At 70.8% G+C, this 18,359-nt stretch carries 18 protein-coding genes; 5 read left to right on the top strand and 13 right to left on the bottom strand.

The features are described 5' to 3' along the window. Position 1: 1 nt before the first annotated feature. Positions 2-2,032, bottom strand: a complete 2,031-nt coding sequence (locus ATK30_RS30735; RefSeq protein WP_101438457.1) for a hydantoinase/oxoprolinase family protein — start codon at positions 2,030-2,032, stop codon at positions 2-4. Between the two features lie 28 nt (positions 2,033-2,060). Beyond that, positions 2,061-2,327 carry a hypothetical protein gene (locus ATK30_RS30730; protein WP_101438456.1) on the bottom strand — a complete coding sequence of 89 codons (267 nt, stop codon included), beginning with the start codon at positions 2,325-2,327 and terminating at the stop codon, positions 2,061-2,063. A gap of 136 nt (positions 2,328-2,463) precedes the next feature. Here ATK30_RS30730 and ATK30_RS30725 point away from each other — a divergent pair, with 136 nt between their 5' ends. Both ATK30_RS30725 and ATK30_RS30720 read left to right on the top strand, forming a co-directional pair. After that, on the top strand, positions 2,464-3,240 hold the full coding sequence (locus ATK30_RS30725) for an enoyl-CoA hydratase/isomerase family protein (protein ID WP_101438455.1): 777 nt from the start codon (positions 2,464-2,466) through the stop codon (positions 3,238-3,240). A gap of 32 nt (positions 3,241-3,272) precedes the next feature. Then, positions 3,273-3,932: a TetR/AcrR family transcriptional regulator gene (locus tag ATK30_RS30720; protein WP_101438454.1), complete on the top strand. Its 660-nt coding sequence runs from the start codon at positions 3,273-3,275 to the stop codon at positions 3,930-3,932. A gap of 12 nt (positions 3,933-3,944) precedes the next feature. Here ATK30_RS30720 and ATK30_RS30715 read toward each other — a convergent pair whose 3' ends face one another. Further along, positions 3,945-5,933: an alpha-ketoacid dehydrogenase subunit alpha/beta gene (locus ATK30_RS30715; RefSeq protein WP_101441159.1), complete on the bottom strand. Its 1,989-nt coding sequence runs from the start codon at positions 5,931-5,933 to the stop codon at positions 3,945-3,947. A gap of 116 nt (positions 5,934-6,049) precedes the next feature. Between ATK30_RS30715 and ATK30_RS30710 the strand changes: the two genes are divergently transcribed. The 3 genes from ATK30_RS30710 to ATK30_RS44785 all read left to right on the top strand — a co-directional run bounded on the left by ATK30_RS30710 (position 6,050) and on the right by ATK30_RS44785 (position 8,734). Further along, positions 6,050-7,108: an alcohol dehydrogenase catalytic domain-containing protein gene (locus tag ATK30_RS30710; protein ID WP_244194784.1), complete on the top strand. Its 1,059-nt coding sequence runs from the start codon at positions 6,050-6,052 to the stop codon at positions 7,106-7,108. Positions 7,109-7,172: 64 nt separating this feature from the next. Next, positions 7,173-8,330: an acyl-CoA dehydrogenase family protein gene (locus ATK30_RS30705; protein WP_101438453.1), complete on the top strand. Its 1,158-nt coding sequence runs from the start codon at positions 7,173-7,175 to the stop codon at positions 8,328-8,330. Positions 8,331-8,476: 146 nt separating this feature from the next. Then, positions 8,477-8,734: a hypothetical protein gene (locus tag ATK30_RS44785; protein ID WP_143271451.1), complete on the top strand. Its 258-nt coding sequence runs from the start codon at positions 8,477-8,479 to the stop codon at positions 8,732-8,734. A gap of 23 nt (positions 8,735-8,757) precedes the next feature. On the opposite strand, the gene ATK30_RS30700 is transcribed toward ATK30_RS44785, so the two are convergent. The 10 genes from ATK30_RS30700 to ATK30_RS30655 all read right to left on the bottom strand — a co-directional run bounded on the left by ATK30_RS30700 (position 8,758) and on the right by ATK30_RS30655 (position 18,323). After that, complete coding sequence (locus ATK30_RS30700; protein WP_101438452.1) at positions 8,758-10,272, bottom strand: aldehyde dehydrogenase family protein; 1,515 nt, start codon at positions 10,270-10,272, stop codon at positions 8,758-8,760. A 16-nt stretch (positions 10,273-10,288) separates the two neighbouring features. Continuing rightward, positions 10,289-10,516 carry a hypothetical protein gene (locus ATK30_RS45725; protein ID WP_183126016.1) on the bottom strand — a complete coding sequence of 76 codons (228 nt, stop codon included), beginning with the start codon at positions 10,514-10,516 and terminating at the stop codon, positions 10,289-10,291. Positions 10,517-10,654: 138 nt separating this feature from the next. Further along, the gene (locus ATK30_RS30690) at positions 10,655-11,419 is read right to left on the bottom strand and encodes an SDR family NAD(P)-dependent oxidoreductase (RefSeq protein ID WP_158242516.1); all 765 of its coding nucleotides are present in this window, start codon (positions 11,417-11,419) and stop codon (positions 10,655-10,657) included. Further along, entirely contained in the window at positions 11,412-12,602 is a 1,191-nt protein-coding gene (locus ATK30_RS30685; RefSeq protein WP_220817791.1) for a CaiB/BaiF CoA transferase family protein, read from the bottom strand. Before ATK30_RS30685 ends, ATK30_RS30690 begins: the two co-directional genes overlap by 8 nt. Next, the gene (locus ATK30_RS30680; RefSeq protein WP_101438450.1) at positions 12,599-13,348 is read right to left on the bottom strand and encodes an enoyl-CoA hydratase/isomerase family protein; all 750 of its coding nucleotides are present in this window, start codon (positions 13,346-13,348) and stop codon (positions 12,599-12,601) included. The genes ATK30_RS30685 and ATK30_RS30680 overlap by 4 nt, the downstream gene beginning before the upstream one ends. Continuing rightward, positions 13,345-14,535: an acyl-CoA dehydrogenase family protein gene (locus ATK30_RS30675; protein WP_101438449.1), complete on the bottom strand. Its 1,191-nt coding sequence runs from the start codon at positions 14,533-14,535 to the stop codon at positions 13,345-13,347. The genes ATK30_RS30680 and ATK30_RS30675 overlap by 4 nt, the downstream gene beginning before the upstream one ends. 3 nt (positions 14,536-14,538) lie before the next feature. Continuing rightward, complete coding sequence (locus ATK30_RS30670) at positions 14,539-15,003, bottom strand: MaoC family dehydratase (protein WP_101438448.1); 465 nt, start codon at positions 15,001-15,003, stop codon at positions 14,539-14,541. Further along, positions 14,996-16,312, bottom strand: a complete 1,317-nt coding sequence (locus ATK30_RS30665) for an MFS transporter (protein ID WP_101438447.1) — start codon at positions 16,310-16,312, stop codon at positions 14,996-14,998. Before ATK30_RS30665 ends, ATK30_RS30670 begins: the two co-directional genes overlap by 8 nt. An 83-nt stretch (positions 16,313-16,395) precedes the next feature. After that, entirely contained in the window at positions 16,396-17,403 is a 1,008-nt protein-coding gene (locus ATK30_RS30660) for a LacI family DNA-binding transcriptional regulator (RefSeq protein ID WP_101438446.1), read from the bottom strand. Beyond that, positions 17,400-18,323 (bottom strand): dihydrodipicolinate synthase family protein, encoded by a 924-nt coding sequence (locus ATK30_RS30655; RefSeq protein ID WP_158242515.1) that lies wholly within the window; start codon positions 18,321-18,323, stop codon positions 17,400-17,402. Before ATK30_RS30655 ends, ATK30_RS30660 begins: the two co-directional genes overlap by 4 nt. Between the last annotated feature and the right edge of the window lie 36 nt (positions 18,324-18,359).

The raw sequence follows: 18,359 nt of genomic DNA, 5'->3' as shown, positions 1-18,359 counted from the left end.
TTCACGCCTTCCGGATGCGCAGCTCGCCGTGGGCCCCGACGGTCGCGACCTGACCGGGGACGAGGAACGTGGTGGACAGCGGTTCGCGGATCACCGCGGGGCCGGGGACCCGGTCACCGGCCCGCAGGTCGCTGCGCTGGTACTCACCGGCGTCGAGGACCTCGTCGGTGAGGTAGCGGATCGGCAGGGTGCGGGTCGGCTCGGCGGACTCGCCGGCCGGGCGCTCGGGCAGCGTCGGGTACTCGACCTTGTCGGCCCGCACGACCGCCTGGACCCGGTAGGTGACACCCTGCACGGGCAGCGCCTCGAAGCGGTTGCCGGAGCGTTCCGCGTAGGCGTCGTGGAAGTTGGCGACCATCGTCGCGATCGCGTCGGCGTCGATCTCGCCGTCGGGCACGCCGACGAACGGCGTCTCCCAGGTCTGGCCGGCGAGGCGGCCGTCGAAGCTGCGGACGAAGGTGACGTTGCCGCGGTCCTTCTCCTGCAGCCGTTCGCGGAGCCGCTCCTCCATCGAGTGGTAGACCTTGTCGACCTGTTCGGCCGCCTCGGCGGTGAGCAGTGTGTAGGCGCTGCGGCTGTCGGCGTAGACCAGGTCCGAGCTGACCAGGCCGAGGGCGGAGAACAGACCGGGGTGCGGGGGCACGATGACCTCGGCCGCGTGCACCAGGTCGAGCACCGCGGGCAGCAGCATCGGTCCGGCCGCGCCGAACGCGACGAGGCTGTAGTCGCGCGGGTCGACGCCGTGCTGGATGGCGATGTTGACGACACCCTCGGCAATGTTGTTGATACCGATGTTGAACGCGTAGCTGACCCGCTGGTCGAACGACAGCTTGGAGTCCAGCGCGTCGAAGGCCTGCCGGGACAGGTCCGGGTTCAGCTTCATCCGGCCACCGGCGAAGCCGTCCGGGTCGATGATGCCCATCAGCAGGCAGGTGTCGGTGGTCGTGGGCTGGGTCCCGCCGAGTCCGTAGCAGGCCGGGCCGGGGTCGGCACCGGCGCTGCCCGGGCCCACTTTCAGCTCGCCCGCCGCGTTGATCGTGACGAGACTGCCGCCGCCGGCGCCGATGCTCGAGATCTCGTTCGACAGCGCGTTCACGATCAGGTCGTGCTCGAGCTCGAACGTCGTGTTCACGAACGGACGCCCCTCGGTGACCATGCTGATGTCGCACGAAGTTCCGCCCACGTCGGCGCACAGCAGGTTGCCCGCGCCGATCAGGCTGCCGAAGTGGGCGCTGGACACGGTGCCGGCCGCGGGGCCGGCGAAGACGATGCGGAAGGGGTGTTCCATCGCGACGTCGGAGCGCACCAGCTGGGCGGCGCAGTCGGCGAAGTTGAGGTCGCCGGTGAAGCCCAGCTCCTGCAGACCGGAGTCGAGCCGGCGGGTGTACTCGTCGTAGGTCAGCCGCATGAACACGTCGACCACGGTGGTCGATGCGCGGGCGAACTCCTTGGCCAGCGGGGAAACTTCGCTGGAGATGGAGACCGGGATGTCGCCCAGCTCTTCGTGCACGAGCTGGCGCAGGCGTTCTTCGTGGTGGTTGTTGACGTAGGCGTTGATCAAGCAGATCGCGACGCCTTCGACGTTGCAGCCACGCAGGATCCGCAGTTCCTCGCGAGCGTGGTCTTCGTCGAGCTGGATCAGGATGCCGCCGTCGGCGGTGAGGCGCTCCCGGATCCCGCGCCGCAGATAACGCGGCACCAGAGGTTGGTTCGCGTCGCCGTAGGAGCGGCGCCACGACGGGTTCATCAGGCCCTCCACCGGTCGCCACGTGCGGCCGATGTCGAGGATGTCCCGGTGTCCCAACGTGGTCAGGAACGCGATCTTCGGCAGCCGGCGCGTGATGATCGCGTTCAAGCCGTGCGTGCTCGCGTGGTTGAAGACCGCGGAATCCGCGACCCCGATTTCCTCGGCGCCGCGCAGCACACCGCGTTCGGTCGTGCGCACGTCCGTGGACACCTTGACCGTGCGGATCTCTCCGTCCGCGATCGCCACCACGTCCGTGAACGTGCCTCCGACGTCTACTCCGATCATGAAACTTCCCGCCTTTCGCAAGTGGTGGTCAGTAGACGTCGAGGCCGTCCGAGGTCAGCACGATCGGGCCGAGCAGCGGCCCGCGTTCACGGCTCACCGATTCGAGCGTCTTCTGGTGCTTGACGACGGTGAACCAGCCGCCTTCGGTCAGCACGGGGTAGCGGCGGAAGTCGGCCGCTGAAGAACCCGGGAAATCGCGTTCGAGGTCGACGCCCAGCGCCGCCAGCTCGTCCGCCGTGACTTCCTCCCGGGTGACCGCGAGTCCCTCCGGGACGGGTGTTTCGACTGCATCCATGGGCCATCACTCCGGTGTGTTGTGCCGCTGGCGAGTTTCGTGTACCAATCGGTCTACGAAACCGTGATGGTGAGCACTGTAGGTCTCCGGCTGCGGCCTGACAAGCCCGGACCGGGTGAGAAGGGGAGCTTCGGCGATGACGACACCGGTACAGCTGGAGATCGCGGACCGCGTGGCGACCGTCCGCCTGGACGCGCCACCACTGAACGCGTTCGACACGGGGATGCAGCGCGCGCTGGCCGATGCGGCCGCCACGCTCGAGGCCGATCCCGGAGTCCACGCCGTGGTGCTCTACGGCGGTCCACGGTGCTTCGCCGCGGGCGCGGACATCAAGCAGCTCGCGGCATTCGGCTTCGAGGACATCACCGGCTGGAACCGGGCGTTGCAGCAGACGTTCACGCGGTTCGCCGAACTGCCGGTGCCGGTCGTCGCGGCCGTCACCGGCTACGCGCTGGGCGGCGGGATGGAACTCGCCCTCACCGCCGACTTCCGGATCGCCGCCGAAGACGCCGTCCTCGGGCTGCCCGAGGTCCTGCTGGGGATCATCCCCGGCTCCGGCGGGACGCAACGCCTGACCCGGCTGGTCGGGCGAGGCAAGGCGAAGGAACTGATGATGACCGGGCGGCGGGTACCCGCGCAAGAAGCCCTGGACCTGGGCATTGTGGACCGGCTCGCGGAGGATCCCTACGAGGCAGCGCTCGGCTTCGCACACGAGCTCGCAGCCGGCCCCCGATTCGCGATCCAGGCCATCAAGGAGGCGGTCGACCAGGGGATCGACCTGCCGATCGCGGGCGGGCTGGCGCTGGAGCGCTCGTTGATCGCCGGTCTGTTCGCGACGACCGACCGGGACACGGGCATGGCATCGTTCCTGCAGCACGGACCGGGCAAGGCGAGGTTCGGTGATCCCGCCTAAAGTGAACAACCTGTCACCGACGGAGGGGAACGATGCCGAGACCACCGGGGCACGGGCCCGGCTACGAGATCAAGCGCCAGGAGATCATCGACCAGGCCGCCGCGCTGTTCGCCAAACACGGCTACGCCGCCACCGGCATCGCGGAGCTGGGACAGGTCGCCGGCCTCGCCAAGGGCGCGCTGTACTACTACATCGGCTCGAAGGAGAACCTGCTCGTCGAGATCCAGGACCGGGTCCTGGGGCCGCTGCTGACCGCGGCCCGGCAGATCGCCGCGCTCGACGAGGACCCGGTGCTGCGCCTGCGGCTGCTGTCGGAGACGTTGCTCGGGAACATCCTCGCCCGGCTCGACCACATCTGGGTCTACGAGCACGACTACCGGCACCTGCGCGGCGCCAACCGGGCCCGCCTGCTGCGGCAGCGCCGGGAGTTCGAGAAGATCGTGCTGGATCTGCTGGCCGAGGCGATGGAGTCCGGGGCGTTCCGCCGCCTCGACCCCCGGCTGGCCATGTTGCAGTTCCTCAACCTGCACAACCACACCTACCAGTGGGCGCATCGTGACGGCCAGTGGGACGCGGAGTTCCTGTCGCGCGAGTACTGCGCAACACTCTTCTCGGGGTTCTGCAACAGCGGCTACGACGTGGCCGGGCTGGAGAAACGGCTCGCGGACTACCGCGACCGCTCCTCCGCCTGAGGCCACGCCCGCTCAGGCGCCGGCAGCCTCCCGCACCGCCGCGGCAATCGCGTCCTTCGAGGGCAGCCACACGCGCTCCAGCGACGGGCTGTACGGCGCCGGGGTCCGCTCCGCGCCCAGCCGGATGACCGGGGCGTCCAGCGTCCAGAACCCCTCACGGGCGGCCACCGCGGCCAGTTCCGCGCCGACGCCGAACTCGCCCACCGCCTGGTGCGCGACGACCAGCCGCCCGGTCTTGGCGAGCGAGCGCAGCACCGTCTCGGTGTCCAGCGGCGCGATCGTCCGCAGGTCGATGAGCTCGACGCTGATGCCCTCGGCGGCCAGCTCCTCGGCGACGTCGGCGCAGTCGTGCACCAGCTTCGAGTACGAGACCAGCGTGACATCGGTGCCGGCCCGGCGGATCGCGGCCTTGCCCAGCGGGATCAGGTGCGACGCCGGCGGCTGCGGGCCCTTGCGCCCGTACATCAGGCGGTTCTCGATGAACACGACCGGGTTGGGGTCGCGGATCGCGGCACGCAGCAGCCCGTAGGTGTCCGCCGGCGTCGAGGGCATCACGACGGTCAGGCCGGGGATGTGCGCGAGCAGGGCCTCGAGGCTCTGCGAGTGCTGGCTGCCCGAGGACTTCCCGGCACCGAACTGGGTGCGGACCACCATCGGCAGACTGACCGCGCCGCCGGTCATGAACCGCAGCTTGGCCGCCTGGTTCATCAGCTGGTCGAGGCAGACGCCGATGAAGTCGAAGTACATGACCTCCACGACCGGGCGCAGCCCCGCCATGGCCGCGCCGACGGCCGCGCCGATGATCGCGCTTTCCGAAATCGGCGTGTCGCGGACCCGGCCCGGGAACTTCCCGGCCAGGCCCCTGGTCAGGCCGAACACGTTGCCACCGGCGCCGACGTCGATCCCGGCCAGGAACACCGAGCCGTCGGTCTCCAGCTCGTGCTCGAGTGCGTCGTGGACCGCATCCATCGTCCGGAAGACCTCGCCGGTCGCTTCGGCCGGCTCGGGCACCGGTTCGCGCGGGACACCCACGAAGTGGTGCAGCGTCTCCTCGGCGGGCTGGGCGGCGGCGCGGGCCTTCTCCACGGCGGCGTCGATCTCGGCGTCGACGGCCGCGTCGACCACCGCCGGGTCCTCGCCCAGCTCCCGCAACCGGGCGGCCAGCCGGACCAGCGGATCGCGTTCCTTCCACTCGGCCAGTTCGCCGGGGTCCCGGTACTTCAGCGGGTCGCCCTCGTAGTGACCGTGCCACCGGTAGGTCTCGGCCTCGACCATCACCGGGCCGGCTCCCGCTCGCAGGTCACCGGCAAGGCGCCGGACGAGGTCGGCCACGGCGACGACGTCGTTGCCGTCGACCTGATGGAAATCCATCGCGTAGCCGGGCGCGCGGTCGGCGAGCGAAGCCCGCGTCTGCGTCGCGATCGGGGAGAACTCGGCGTACTTGTTGTTCTCGCAGAAGAAGATCACCGGCAGCTGCCACACCGAGGCCAGGTTGGCGGCCTCGTGGAACATGCCCTGGGCCACGGCGCCGTCGCCGAAGAACGCCAGGGCGACGCCGCCGTCACCGCGCAGCTGGGCGGCGGTCGCGGCACCGACCGCGATCGGCACGCCGGCCGCGACGATGCCGTTGGCGCCGAACACCCCGCGCCGCGGATCGGCGATGTGCATCGAGCCGCCACGCCCGCGGCACGTGCCGGTCTCCTTGCCCATGAGCTCCGCGAACATACCCTCGACGTCGATCCCCTTGGCGATGCAGTGCCCGTGCCCGCGGTGGGTCGAGGTGATCACGTCACGGTCGTCCAGCGGCCAGCAGGCGCCGACCGCCGACGCCTCCTGCCCGATCGACAGGTGCAGGAAGCCGGGGATCTCGTTGTTCCGGTACAGCCGGGACGCGCGGTCCTCGAACTGCCGGATCAGCCGCATCCGCCGGTACATCCCCACCAGTGTGTCCGGCTCACCGTCGAAAGCCGTTGCCAGGTCGCTCACCCGGGTGGAAGTCATCGCGCTCCTGCCCTTGCCGTCCATCGATTTCCGCCCGGCCTCTTGACATCGCGCCGGGAACGACGATTCTTGTACCGATTGGTCGAAAAAACAACTCGCGGTCGGAGGTGATCGGCGTGCAGGCGTTGCGCTGGCACGCGAAGGGCAAGCTGTGCCTGGACGATGTGGGTGCTCCGGCAGCACCGAAGCCAGGGCAGGCGGTCATCGCCGTGTCGTTCTGCGGGATCTGCGGCACGGACCTGCACGAGTTCGTCCACGGACCCAACCTCATCCGGACCGGCGCCCATCCCCTCACCGGCGTGAAGCCGCCGATCACCCTCGGGCACGAGATGAGCGGCACCGTCGTCGCGCTCGGCTCTCCCGTGCCCGGGATCGAAGTCGGCACCCGCGTCGCGGTCGACCCCTGCCTTCGCTGCGGCGTCTGCCGCTGGTGCCTGCACGGCGAGTACCACATCTGCGCGAAGGGCGGCTCGGTCGGCCTGGCCTCCGACGGCGGCTTCGCTTCGCACGCCACGGTCCCCGTCGAGGGCCTCGTCCCGATCCCCGACGGCGTCTCCGACCAGCTCGCCGCGCTCGCCGAGCCGCTGGCCGTCGGCCTGCACGCCATCCGGCGAACGACCGTCCAGCCCGGCGACAACGTGCTGCTGCTCGGCGCCGGCCCCATTGGCGTCGCCGCGCTGCTGGCCGCGAAGCTCGCCGGCGCCGCTGGGATCTACGTCAGCGAGCCGGTGCACGCGCGCGCCCGCACCGCCGCCGAACTGGGCGCCACCGAGGTCTACGACCCGGCCACCACCGACGTGCGGCGCGAGGTGTTCCTGCGCACCGGCCGGGTCGGCCCCGACGTCGTGGTCGAAGCCACCGGCCGCCCGGAACTGGTCCAGCTGGCGGTGACGACCGTCCGCCGCGGCGGACGAGCCGTGCTCTGCGGGATCAGCGGCGCCGAGACGGCCCTGCCGATCACCCAGATCGTCCCGTTCGAACGCACCATCCTCGGCTCGCTCGGCTACAACCACGACATCCCCCGCGTCCTGGACCTCATGGCCACCGGACGGCTCGACGCCACCCCGTTGCTCACCGGGGTGCGCCCCCTCTCCGCGGGCGCGGACGCCTTCGCCGAGCTGGCCGCCGATCGCGGCAACCACCTCAAGATCCTCCTCGAACCCGGGCGGCCCTGATGCCGCCGAACACGACCGACCCCACGCAGCCTCCCGGGGCCGCACGACACCGCATGGAGGACTGATGGACTTCGACCTGCCCGAAGAGACCCTCGCACTGAAGCAGCTCTGCCGGGACTTCGCGGCCAAGGAGATCGCCCCCTTCGCCGCCGACTGGTCCGAACGCTGCGAGTTCCCGGCCGGCGTTTTCCGCCGGCTCGGCGAGCTCGGGCTGATGGGCATGCTGGTGGACGAGAAGTACGGCGGCGCGGACGCCGGGTTCGTCTCCTACGTCGCCGCCATGGAGGAGTTCGGCGCGGCCGACCAGTCGGTGGCCTCCGCCTGGAACGCGCACTCGACCATCGCCGCTCTCCCGCTCGCCACGTTCGGCACCCACGAGCAGAAGGAACGCTGGCTGCGCCCGCTCGCCGAGGGCGAGGCACTCGGCGCGTTCGGCCTGACCGAACCGACCGCGGGCTCCGACGCCGCGGGGATCCGGACCCGGGCCCGCCGGGTCGACGGCGGCTGGGTGCTGGACGGCACCAAGATGTTCATCAGCAACGCCGGCACCGAGATGAGCCTCGGCGTGACTGTCCTGGCCGTCACCGGCGAAAACTCGAATGGCTCGAAGCGCTTCGGCACCTTCTTCGTCCCCGACGGCACCGACGGCTACGCAAAGGGCCAGCCGCTGAAAAAACTGGGCTGGCACGCGCTCGACACCCGCGAACTGGTCTTCACCGACTGCTGGATCGGCGACGACCACATGATCGGCGAAGAAGGCAACGGACTCCGCCAGTTCCTCGAAGTCCTCGACGGTGGCCGGATCAGCGTCGCCGCCCTGTCGCTGTCCCTCGCCCAGAAGGCCCTCGACCTCGCCGTCCGCCACGCCGGTGAACGCGAGCAGTTCGGCCGGCCGCTGCACAGCTTCCAAGCCGTGGGCCACAAACTCGCCGACATGGCGACCGAAATCGCCGCGGCCCGCTGGCTGGTCTACAACGCCGCCTGGCTCGCCGACCAGGGCCGCCCCTTCGGCACCGCCGCGGCGATGGCGAAGCTGTACGCGTCCGAAGTGGCGAACCGCGCGGCCAGCGAAAGCGTACAGATCCACGGCGGCTACGGCTTCATCCGCGAATCCACCATCTCCCGCTTCTACGCCGACGCCAAGATCCTGGAGATCGGCGAAGGCACCAGCGAAGTCCAGCGCAACGTCATCGCCCGGGCACTCACCCGCAGCACAAGCTGAGCCGCGGAGCCCACAACCAAGTACCGACCGGGCGGCGACGAACCAAGCGACGTCGCCCGGTCTGTTTCACGCCAGTCATGCTCGCGACGCGCGAACGGCGGACCACTCACCCATCGACCATCGCGCCCGATTTCCCCAGATGGCCGATGAGGGTAGTTCCGCGATCGCGGACTCACCGGCAGCCGGAACGCAAGCTGGCGAGCCAGGCGACGGACCTGGCCCGCGAGCAGCCGGCCCCGGTCGCCCACATGCCGACCTCTGCGCCGATCGAGACCCGATTTCGATCCGGCCTGCCCGCGTCGCCGCCGGTGGACGCGCTCGGCTCGTGGACGGCAGTACCCGAGGGCGCGGCCGGGCCAGGTGTCTCCGCCCCGGTGGCGGACGGCGGGAGCCGGTTCCGCTGAGGAACCCGGCCTGCGTGGCCGGGTCAGCCGGGTAGCCGCAGCACGCCGTCCACCCTGCGGGGCACCGGGCGGGCGGGGTGGTCGCGCAGCTCATCGGGCAGTGCCTGCCCGGGGGCGTCCTGCCAGGTCACCGGCCGCAGGAACCGGCGGATCGCGGTCGCCCCGACCGAGGTGAACAGGCTGTTGGTGGCCGGCCACGGTCCCCCGTGGTGCTGGGCCCAGCTGACCGCGACGCCCGTCGGGTAGCCGTTGAACACCAGACGTCCGGCCCTGTCCCGCAGCGCGCCGATCCACCGTGGCGCGGTTTCCCGGGCGCCGAGGTGCACCGACGCGGTCAGCGAGGCCGGCAGGCGCCCGATCACGGCCGTGAGCTCGTCCTCGGTGCGGTAGCGCACGAGCACCGTCGCCGGGCCGAAGTACTCGGCGAGCGCCTGCTCCGGCAGACGGCTCGCCTCGACGGAGACCAGCAACGGAGCCACCCGGAAGCCACCCCGCTCGGCGTCGCCCTCGGCCACCGCGGACACCCCCGTGGCAGCGCGGAGCCGGCCGGTGTCGGCGAGGTAGGAGGCGTGGATGCGCTCGTTGAGCAGGGGCACGACCTCCGTGCCCTCAAGTCCCTGCGCCGCCGCGGCGACCACGGCGTCCCCGGCGGCGCCGGCCGGGATCAGGACGAGCCCCGGCTTGGTGCACAGCTGGCCCGCGGACCCGGTCACCGAGGCGGCCAGCCCGGCGCCGATCTCGGCCGCCCGCCCGGCCGCGGCGGCCTCGGTGACGACCAGGGCGTTGAGGCTGGACAGCTCGCCGTAGAAGGGGATCGGGTCGTCGCGGCCGTTGATCGCATCCAGCAGCGCCCGGCCGCCGCTGAGCGATCCGGTGAAGCCCACCGCCCGCACCGCCGGGTGGCGGACCAGGGCTTCGCCGGCCGTGCGGCCGAAGACGATGCCGATCGTGCCCTCGGGAGCGCCGGCCTCGGCGGCGGCCGTCCGCAGGATGTCGTGGACCAGCCGGGAGGTGGCCGGGTGCGAGCCGTGGGCCTTGACCACGACCGGGTTGCCCGCGGCGAGCGCCGACGCGGTGTCCCCGCCGGGGACGGAGAAGGCGAGGGGGAAGTTGCTCGCGCCGAAGACCGCGACCGGGCCGATCGGCACGAGCATCCGGCGCAGGTCGGGCCTCGGCCCCATCGGGGTGGGGCCGGCGTGGTCGACGGTCGCCTCGAGGTAGCTGCCCTCCTCGAGGACGTCGGCGAAGAAGGTGAACTGGTAGCTCGTCCGGGTGAGCTCTCCCCCGAGCCGGGCCGCGCCGAGCGCGGTCTCCCGGTCGGCGATCGCCACGACGTCGTCGCGTCGGTTGTCCAGGGCGTGGCCGAAGGCGCGCAGCAGCCTGGCGCGGCCGCTGCGGCCGAGCGCGTCGAGCGCGGGTGCGGCGGCCTGCGCCGCGGCGACGATCCGCTCGACGGCGGCGTCATCGCTCAGCGGTTCCCCACCGGGCAGTGCGGCGCCGGTGCGCGGGTCTCGTCCGGTGGTCAGGGCGGCGGTCACGGTGCTCCTTCGGGGGTCAGCGGCGCGGGAATGCGGCGACGGCGGCGGTATCGGCGCCCACGGCACCGAGGTGGGAAGCCCCGCCGGCGCGCCGAGCGGGGACTCGCGGCCGGGGAGTGCCACCTCGGTGCCGGTCAGGGTCCGGTCGGCGACCGAGGCCCTCGTAGATGCAGCCGACCGGGCATTCCCCGGTGCACGAGGGGTCGAGGACGTCGAGGCACGCATCGGTGATCACGAAAGCCATGGTGGTGCTCCTGAATCAGGCCGGGGCGGCGACCGGCATGGCGTCGGTCGAGTGCCCGGGAAAGGTCGAAGCGACGGGGTCGGAGCGAGCGCCGCGTGGCCGACCGCGGCCGGCGCTTCACCGAAGCCCGGCTCCGGCTCAGGTGGTGGTCCAGCCACCGTCGACGAGCAGGATCTGGCCGGTGACGTAGTCCGACGCCGGGGCGGCGAGGAACACGAACGTGCCGGCCAGGTCCGCGGGCGTGGCGAACTGCCCGAGCGGGATCCGGGCCCGGAGCCGTTCGGTGCGGTCGGCGTCGCCGTAGATCCACGGAGAGGCCATGTCCGTGGCGACGTAGCCGGGCGCCACCACGTTCGCCCTGATCCCGTACGCACCGGCCTCGCTGGCGAGGCTGATCGTGTACTGCGCGACCGCGCCCTTGGTGGTCGCGTACCCCGTCCGCCGTTCCAGGCCGCGGACCGAACCCAGCGAGCCGACGTTGATGATCTTGCCGTAGCCGCGCTCGATCAGCTGGGGAAGCAGGGCCTGGGTGACCTCCACGGTCCCCCGCACGTTCACCCGCCACAGGGTGTCCAGCTCGGTCACGGTGAGCTCGGTGATCGCGGACCGCACCATCACCCCGGCGGCGTTGACCACCACCGTGACCGGCCCGGCGGCGGTCGCCGCGGCGCGGACTCGTTCGCCGATGTCGTCCGCCGTGACGTCGGCGAGCAGGGTGTCCACCGCGGCGCCCGCCTCGGCCAGCTCGGCCGCCGTCGAGGCCAGCTCCGCCTCGAGCCGGTCGACCAGTAGCAGCCCGGCCCCGTGCTGGGCGAGCGCCCGCGCCGCCGCCTTCCCGATTCCGCGCGCTCCACCGGTCACGACGGCGACGCTGCCCTGCAAGGAAAACAGGCTCTCAGACAACGCCGGCCTCCCGGAGCTCGGTGATCTCCTCGGCCGAATAGCCGAGCTCGCTCAGCACCGCGTCGGTGTGCTCGCCCAGTTCGGGCGGCGGGGTGCGCAGTTCCGGTTCGCCCGAGCTGAACCGCACGGGATGCTTGAGCATCTTCACCTTGCCCGCCCGGGGATGCTCGAACTCCAGCACCGGATCCAGGTGCGTCACCACCGGGTCGGCGAAGACGGCGTCGTAGTCGTTGACGGGTGCGCACCAGATCCCGTGCTCGCGGAACAACGCGAGCAGCTCCTTCGCGGAGCGGTTGCGCAACAACGGGCCGAGCGCACTCCGGATCTGTTCGCGCCGGCTGAACTTCACCGCCGGGTCCAGGAACTCCCGCAGTTCGGCCGGATCACCGAGTGCCGCGCTGACCTTGGCGACCGGGCTGAGCGACAGCGCGATGAACTCGTCGGCCGTCTCGTACACCCCGTAGGGCGCCTCGTGGAAACTGGAGCCGAGCGGCTCGGCCGGGCGCTCAACGAGGCCGCCGTTGAGGTGGTACACCACGGGCTCCAGCTGCAGGTCGAGCGCCGCCTGCACCATCGTCGCCTCCACCCGCTGGCCCTCGCCGGTGCGCTGCCGGTGGTGCAGCGCGGCGAGGATGCCCATCGCCAGCAGAGCCGCGGCGTGCTGGTCGACGACCGCCGCGCCCGCCGGGGTCGGCGGGTCACCGGCACGGCCGGTCGCCGCGGCCAGCCCGGTCATCGCCTGCAGGAGCAGGTCCTGCCCGGGCAGGTCGCGGTGAGGGCTGTCGGAGCCGTAGCCGGACCCGCAGGCGTAGATCAGGTCAGGGCGCAGCTCCGACAGCTTTGCGTAACCGACGCCGAGGCGGTCCAGCACGCCCGGCCGGAAGTTGTCCACCACGACATCGGCGCTCGACGCGAGCCGGAGCGCGGCTCGCTGCCCCTCCGGCGACTTCAGGTCGATCGTCACGCTTCGCACGTTCCGATGCGACAACAGGAAGAAAGCGCTTACCCCCTCGACGTAGGTGTTGCCGCCGGACCACGACCGCTCGTACGCGCCCCGCCCGGGTTGCTCCACCTTGATCACGTCCGCGCCGAGGTCGCTGAGGTACTGCACGCTCGCCGGGCCCAGGAGGAACTGGGTGAACGCGACGATCTTGACGTCACGCAGGATCTGCAGGGGTTTCATGATTTCTCCTTCAGGAAGCCGCGCACGGCCTGCTGCGCGCGCTCGGTCGCGAAAAGCGGGCCGCCGAGACGCCGCTCGGCGGCCAGCCCCGCGTCGACGCCTTCGGTCACGCTCGTCCGGACCGCGGCCTTGATGGCACGGGTGGTGGCGCCCGGTGCGGCCGCGATCGACGCCGCCAGCTCGGCCACCGTCTCGCGCAGCCGGCCCGCCGGAGCCACCTTGTCCACGAGCCCGTACGCCAGCGCCTGACCGGCGGTGATCCGCTCCGTGGACAGCAACAGCAGCTGCGCCCTGGCCGCGCCGACGAGGTGCGGCAGCCGGGCGGTGCCACCGCCACAGGGCACCAGCCCGAGCCCCGCCTCCGGGAAGCCCAGGTGTGCTTGTTCGTCGGCCACCCGGATATCGCACGTCAACGCGAGTTCCAGGCCGCCACCGAGAGTGTGGCCGTGCACGGCGGCGATGGTCGGCTGCGGAAGCTCGGCGAGCGCGGCGAACCAGCCGTGTTCGAGATCGGCGCGTTCGAAGCCGCGCGCCTCGTCCGAGGGGAACTCCCGGATGTCGGAACCGGCCGAGAAGGCCCGGTCCCCCGCCCCACGCACCACGACCACCCGGCAGGACTCGTCCCCCGCCAGACGGCGGGCGTGCGCCGCGAGCTCGGCGCGGACGGCGAGCGTGAGCAGGTTGAGCGGCGGGTTGTCCACCACCAGCTCGGCCACGCCGTTGTCCAGTCCGCAGTGGACGGTCACTTCCCGCCGGCCTTCGGCAGCAGGTGCCGGGCGATGATCACCCGCTGGATCTGGTTGGTGCCCTCGTAGATCTGGGTGAGCTTCGCGTCCCGGTAGATCCGCTCCACCACGGCGTCCTTGGTGTAGCCGTAACCGCCGTGGATCTGCACGGCGTTGGTCGCGACCCGGACCGCGACGTCGGAGGCGAACAGTTTCGCTTGGGACGCCTGCAGTGCGAACGGCGCGCCCGCGTCCTTGAGCTGGGCCGCCCGGCGGACGAGCAGCCGCGCCGCGTCGATCTCGACGCAGGCGTCGGCGAGCATGAACTGCACCGCTTGGAAGTCGCCGATGCGCTGCGAGAACGCCTCACGCTCCTGCGAATACCGCAGAGAGGCGTCGTGCGCTCCCGCGGCGAGGCCGAGAGCCAGCGAAGCGATCACGATGCGGCCGTTGTTGAACGAGCCCAGCGCGTTGCCCAGTCCGCGGCCGGGTTCCCCGAGCACGTGCTCGTCGGAGACGAGCGTGTCCTGCAGCGTGATCCCGGCCGTGGCCAGGCCGCGCATGCCCATCAGCTGTTCCTTGTGGTCGGCCAGGAAGCCCTTGGCCGGGTCGCCGTCGGGGCTCTTGGGCACGAGGAACGTGGTGAGTCCCTTGCTGCCCGCTGCCGGATCGGTGCGGGCCAGCACGACGGCCAGCTCGCCCACCGCGCCGGCGGTCATGAACGCCTTGGTGCCGTTGAGCTTCCATCCCGAGCCGGTGCGCTTCGCGCTGGTCTTGACGCTTGCGACGTCGGACCCGGCGCCGGGCTCGGTGACCGCGATCAGGCAGATCAGCTCGCCGGCGGCGATCCGGGGCACGTAGGTGCGGATCTGCTCGGGTGTGCCGCGTTTGACGATCAGCTCCGACTGCAGCTTCGCGAGCAGGCAGGCGTTGGCGACCGTGCCGGAGACCCTGGCGAGCTCCTCCAGGGTGATCGACATGCTCAGCTCGTCGGCTCCGCTGCCGCCGTGCTCCTCGGGCACGTTGAGCCCGAGGAAGCCCAGTTCGCCCATCCGCCGGTACAGATCGTGCGGGAACTCGTCCTCGCGGTCGATCTCGAACGCCCGCGGCGCGACCTCGGATTCGGCGAACTTGCGCACGGTCTGCCGCAGCAGCTCGTGTTCCTCGCTCAGCTCGCCGAGGGGGATGGACGGGGTGGTGGAAGCCATGGTTCAGACCCTCCGCAGGATGTGGGTGGCGACCGCGACCACGTCGCCGTGCTGGTTCTTCGCGGTCACCTGGGACCTGATCTCACCGCGTTCGTCGTCGCGTTCGGCGACGGTGTAGGTCACCGTCACGGTGTCGCCGATGAAAACGGGTTTGACGAACCGGACCCGGTCGTAGCCGTAGGACACGGCGGGTTCGTTGCCCGCTTCCTCGATCAGCTTCGACGAACAGGTCGACATGTAGGAGACGATGAGCACGCCGTGCGCGATCCGGCGCCCGTACCGGGTCTTGCTCATGTACTCCTCGTCCACGTGGTTCGGGCCGAGATCTCCGCTCACACCGGCGAAAAGGTAGATATCGCTCTCGCCGACAGTCTTCGTGAAGGTGGTCGTGCGGCCGATCGCGAAGGCACCTTCGGCGAGTTCGGGCGAGATGGGCACCAGCTTGGTGGCGGTGTTGCCGTCAGTCATGGTGAGCCTCCGTTTTCGTTGCGGTGGAAGGGACTTCTGCCAGGTCGCCGCGCCTGACGTGCCCGCGCCACAACGGCGCCAGTGCCAGTGCGGTGACCACGAGGAAGCCGGCCAACAGGAAGAAGCCGAGGTTGTAGGAGCCGGAGCTGTCCACCAGCGCGCCGACCAGTGCCGGGCCGAAGGCCGAGGCGATGTAGGAGACGCCGTTGGCGATGCCGGTGCCCAGACCGGTGGTGCCGCGCGGGGTGAGCTCCTGGATGACCGACCACATCGGCGCCAGCGTGAAGCCGAGGAAGCCGACCGCCGCGGAGATGAACACCACCGACATGCCGACCGTCCCGGTGGCCACGCCGAGGTAGGACAGCAGCGCGCCGAGGACGTAGCCGCCGGACCACAGCAGCACCCGGCCGCGGGGCATCCGGTCGCCGATCATCCCGCCGACCAGGTTCAGCACGGCGGCGGTCAGCCAGGGGATCACGGCGAAGGTGCCGGACGAGGTGAAGCCCAGGTGGCGTTCGTGCTCCAGGTAGGACGGCACGAACGTGCTGATGCCCCAGAAGCCGAGACCGTATCCCATGTAGGAGAACACACACAGCCAGTACCGGTAGTTCGCGAACAGCCTGCGCAGGCTGGCTTTGACCGGCTCGGGGTCGGCCGGTTTCGCCTGGCCGTCCCGGATGTGGCGCAGTTCCGCCGGGGACACACCGGCCATCTCCTCCGGGCGGTTGGCGGTCCAGCGCCACATCATCGGCAAGGCGACGAGCACGCCGACCGCCGCCAGCACGAAGAAGCTTTCCCGCCAACCGAAGACGTTGACGATCCACACGATGACCGGGAAGGAGACGGCGGGCGCCAGGAACAGGCCGCCGAGCCAAGCCGAGTTCGCCCGGGCGCGTTCCCGGTCCGGGAACCATTCGGCGACGATCATGTTGCAGGACGGGGTCATGATGGACTCGCCGAGCCCGAGCACGATGCGCAGGACGAGCATCACGACGAAGTTCGAGACCAGGCCCATCGCGCACATCAGGACGGTCCAGGCGATGATCGACCAGATCACCCCGCGCCGGCCGCCGATCTTGTCGCCGAGCGGTCCGGTGAAGAAGTTGCACAGGCCGTAGGGGAACAGGAACCCGGTGATCAGCAGGCCCTGGGCGAATTTGTTGCCGGTGATGCCGAGGCTGTCGGTGAACTCCTGGTTCGCGATGAGGACCGACACGTTGGTCCGGTCGAAGTAGGCGACGAAGAACGCGAAGGAGATGGCGATGGCCACCCGGTACCGGCGATTGGACATGGCTGTCTGCAAGGACATGAGGGCGTGCTCCTTCCACACTGAAGGGCAGTGTCGGTGTGGATCGGGGGTCGGAGGTGACGGAACGGTCCGGAACGGACCGGTCAGCGGCGGGCTGTGCTGTGCCGCCGCAGGAGTTCGTGCGGGAACGTGATGCGCTGGCCGGCCGGGAGCGGGACCGAGCCCAGGATCATCTCCGCGGCGTTGCGGCCGAATTCGTACTGGGAGAAGCTGACGCTGGTCAGCGCCGGGTGCACCATCCGGGCCACCGGGATGTCGTCGCAGCCGATGACGGCGACGTCGTCCGGCACCCGGACGCCGGCCGACGCCAGCGCGTGCATCGCGCCGATGGCGGTGTAGTCGTTGAACGCGATGACGCCGTCGAACGAGCCGGCGGCGAGCGCCTTGGCGGTGAGCTCTTCGCCGGCCGACTCGGTGAAATCGCCGTAGACGACGAGATCCGGGTCGGTGTCGAGGCCCAGTTCCGCGACCGCCTGCCGGTAGCCCGCGAGCCGCCGCTGGGTGACCAGCCAGTTGGGCTGCCCGGCGAGGCACAGGATGCGGCGGCACGAGATCTCCGCCAGGTGGTGCACGGCGTCGGAGATGGCGGCGGAGTCGTCCACGGTGATCGACGGGAAGGGCAGCTGGTGCGGCCCGATCGTGACCACCCTGGTCGAGCTCCAGTCGAAGCCGTCGAGGTGGGTGTCGTCGTCGATCCCGCCGCCGGCGAACACGATGCCGTCGACCCGCTTGTCCAGCAGCAGGTTCACGCAGGCTTCCTCGCGGGCGGGCACGCGATCGGTGTTGGTCAGGATGACCACGCAGCCCGCGGCCTGCGCGACGTCCTCGACCCCGCGGGCCACCTGGTGGAAGTAGGCGTCGGAGATGTCCGGCACGATCAGGCCGATGCTTTGCGTCGTCCCCTTGCGCAGGGCGCGCGCCAGGGAGTTCGGCCGGTAGCGGAGCTGGCGCGCGGCGGCGAACACCCGGTCCTGCGTCTCCTGCGGGATCGCCGAGGCCTGGCCGCTGAGCACCCGGGAGACGGTGGTCACCGAGACCCCGGCCAGTTCGGCGACCGCCTTTGCGGTGCCCGGTCGAGCGGCTCCGGTCATCGTGCGCCTGTCGGAAGCAGCCCGGCCTCGGCGAGCGCCTGCCTCAGTTGCCCGCGCTCGGCCTCGCTCACCCGTTCCAGCGGCGGACGCACCGCGGGGGTGAGCTCGTGCCCGAGCATGATCAGGTGCTCCTTCATCCTGGCGTACATGTTCGCCATCGGCGCCCGGTAGATCACCCTGGTGAGCGCCTGGATGCGGGCGTACTGCCGCTCGGCCTCGGCGAGGTCGTGCGCCCGGACCGCGGCCAGCAGGCGGACCTGCAGGTCGGCGATCACGCTACCGTGCCCGGACAGGATACCGTCCGCGCCCGAGACCAGTGCCGGTAGCAGGTTCGTGCTGAAGCTGGTGAGCAGCGAGACCGGCCGGTCCAGCTCGCGCAGCACGCGGCGGGTCTCCTCGTGCTTGCGCAGGTCGAGGCTCCACTCCTTCACCGCGACGACCTGCTCGAGCGAGCAGATGCGCGCCAGGGTGTCCAAGCCGTAGTGCATCCCCGTGAACTCGGGGTAGGAGAACAGCACGAGCGGCAGGCCGGTCGCGCCGGCGAGCTCGGCCACGTGCCGATAGGCCATCTCCTGGCTGCCACCCAGCGCCAGTGCCGGCAGCGGAAAGACGAGCAGCGCGTCCGCGCCCTCGTCTTTCGCGTCCCGGGCGTACTCGACCGCCTGGATGTGGTTGTCCGCGTAGACGCCGGAAATCAGCGGCACTTTTCCGTTGATTGTCTCCGCGGCGAGCGCGACGGCTTTCCGCCGTTCCGCCCGGTCCAGACTGCTCACTTCGGCGGCGTGTCCGTTGCAGGTGATGGCCACGACGCCGGCGACGCCGGCCAGGTGCCGTACGTGCCTGCGGTAGGCCTCGACGTCGATCGAGAGGTCGTCGTCGAGGGGGAGGATGTTGGCCGGAATTACTCCGTTGAGGTCCACTGACTCTCTCCGCAATCGGTTGCGCAATGGATTGCG

The sequence above is a fragment of the Amycolatopsis echigonensis genome (assembly GCF_002846615.1).
GTDB lineage: Bacteria > Actinomycetota > Actinomycetes > Mycobacteriales > Pseudonocardiaceae > Amycolatopsis > Amycolatopsis echigonensis.
The sequence above is the reverse complement of the archived record's forward strand: the minus strand, read 5'-3'. Positions and strand labels throughout refer to the sequence as shown.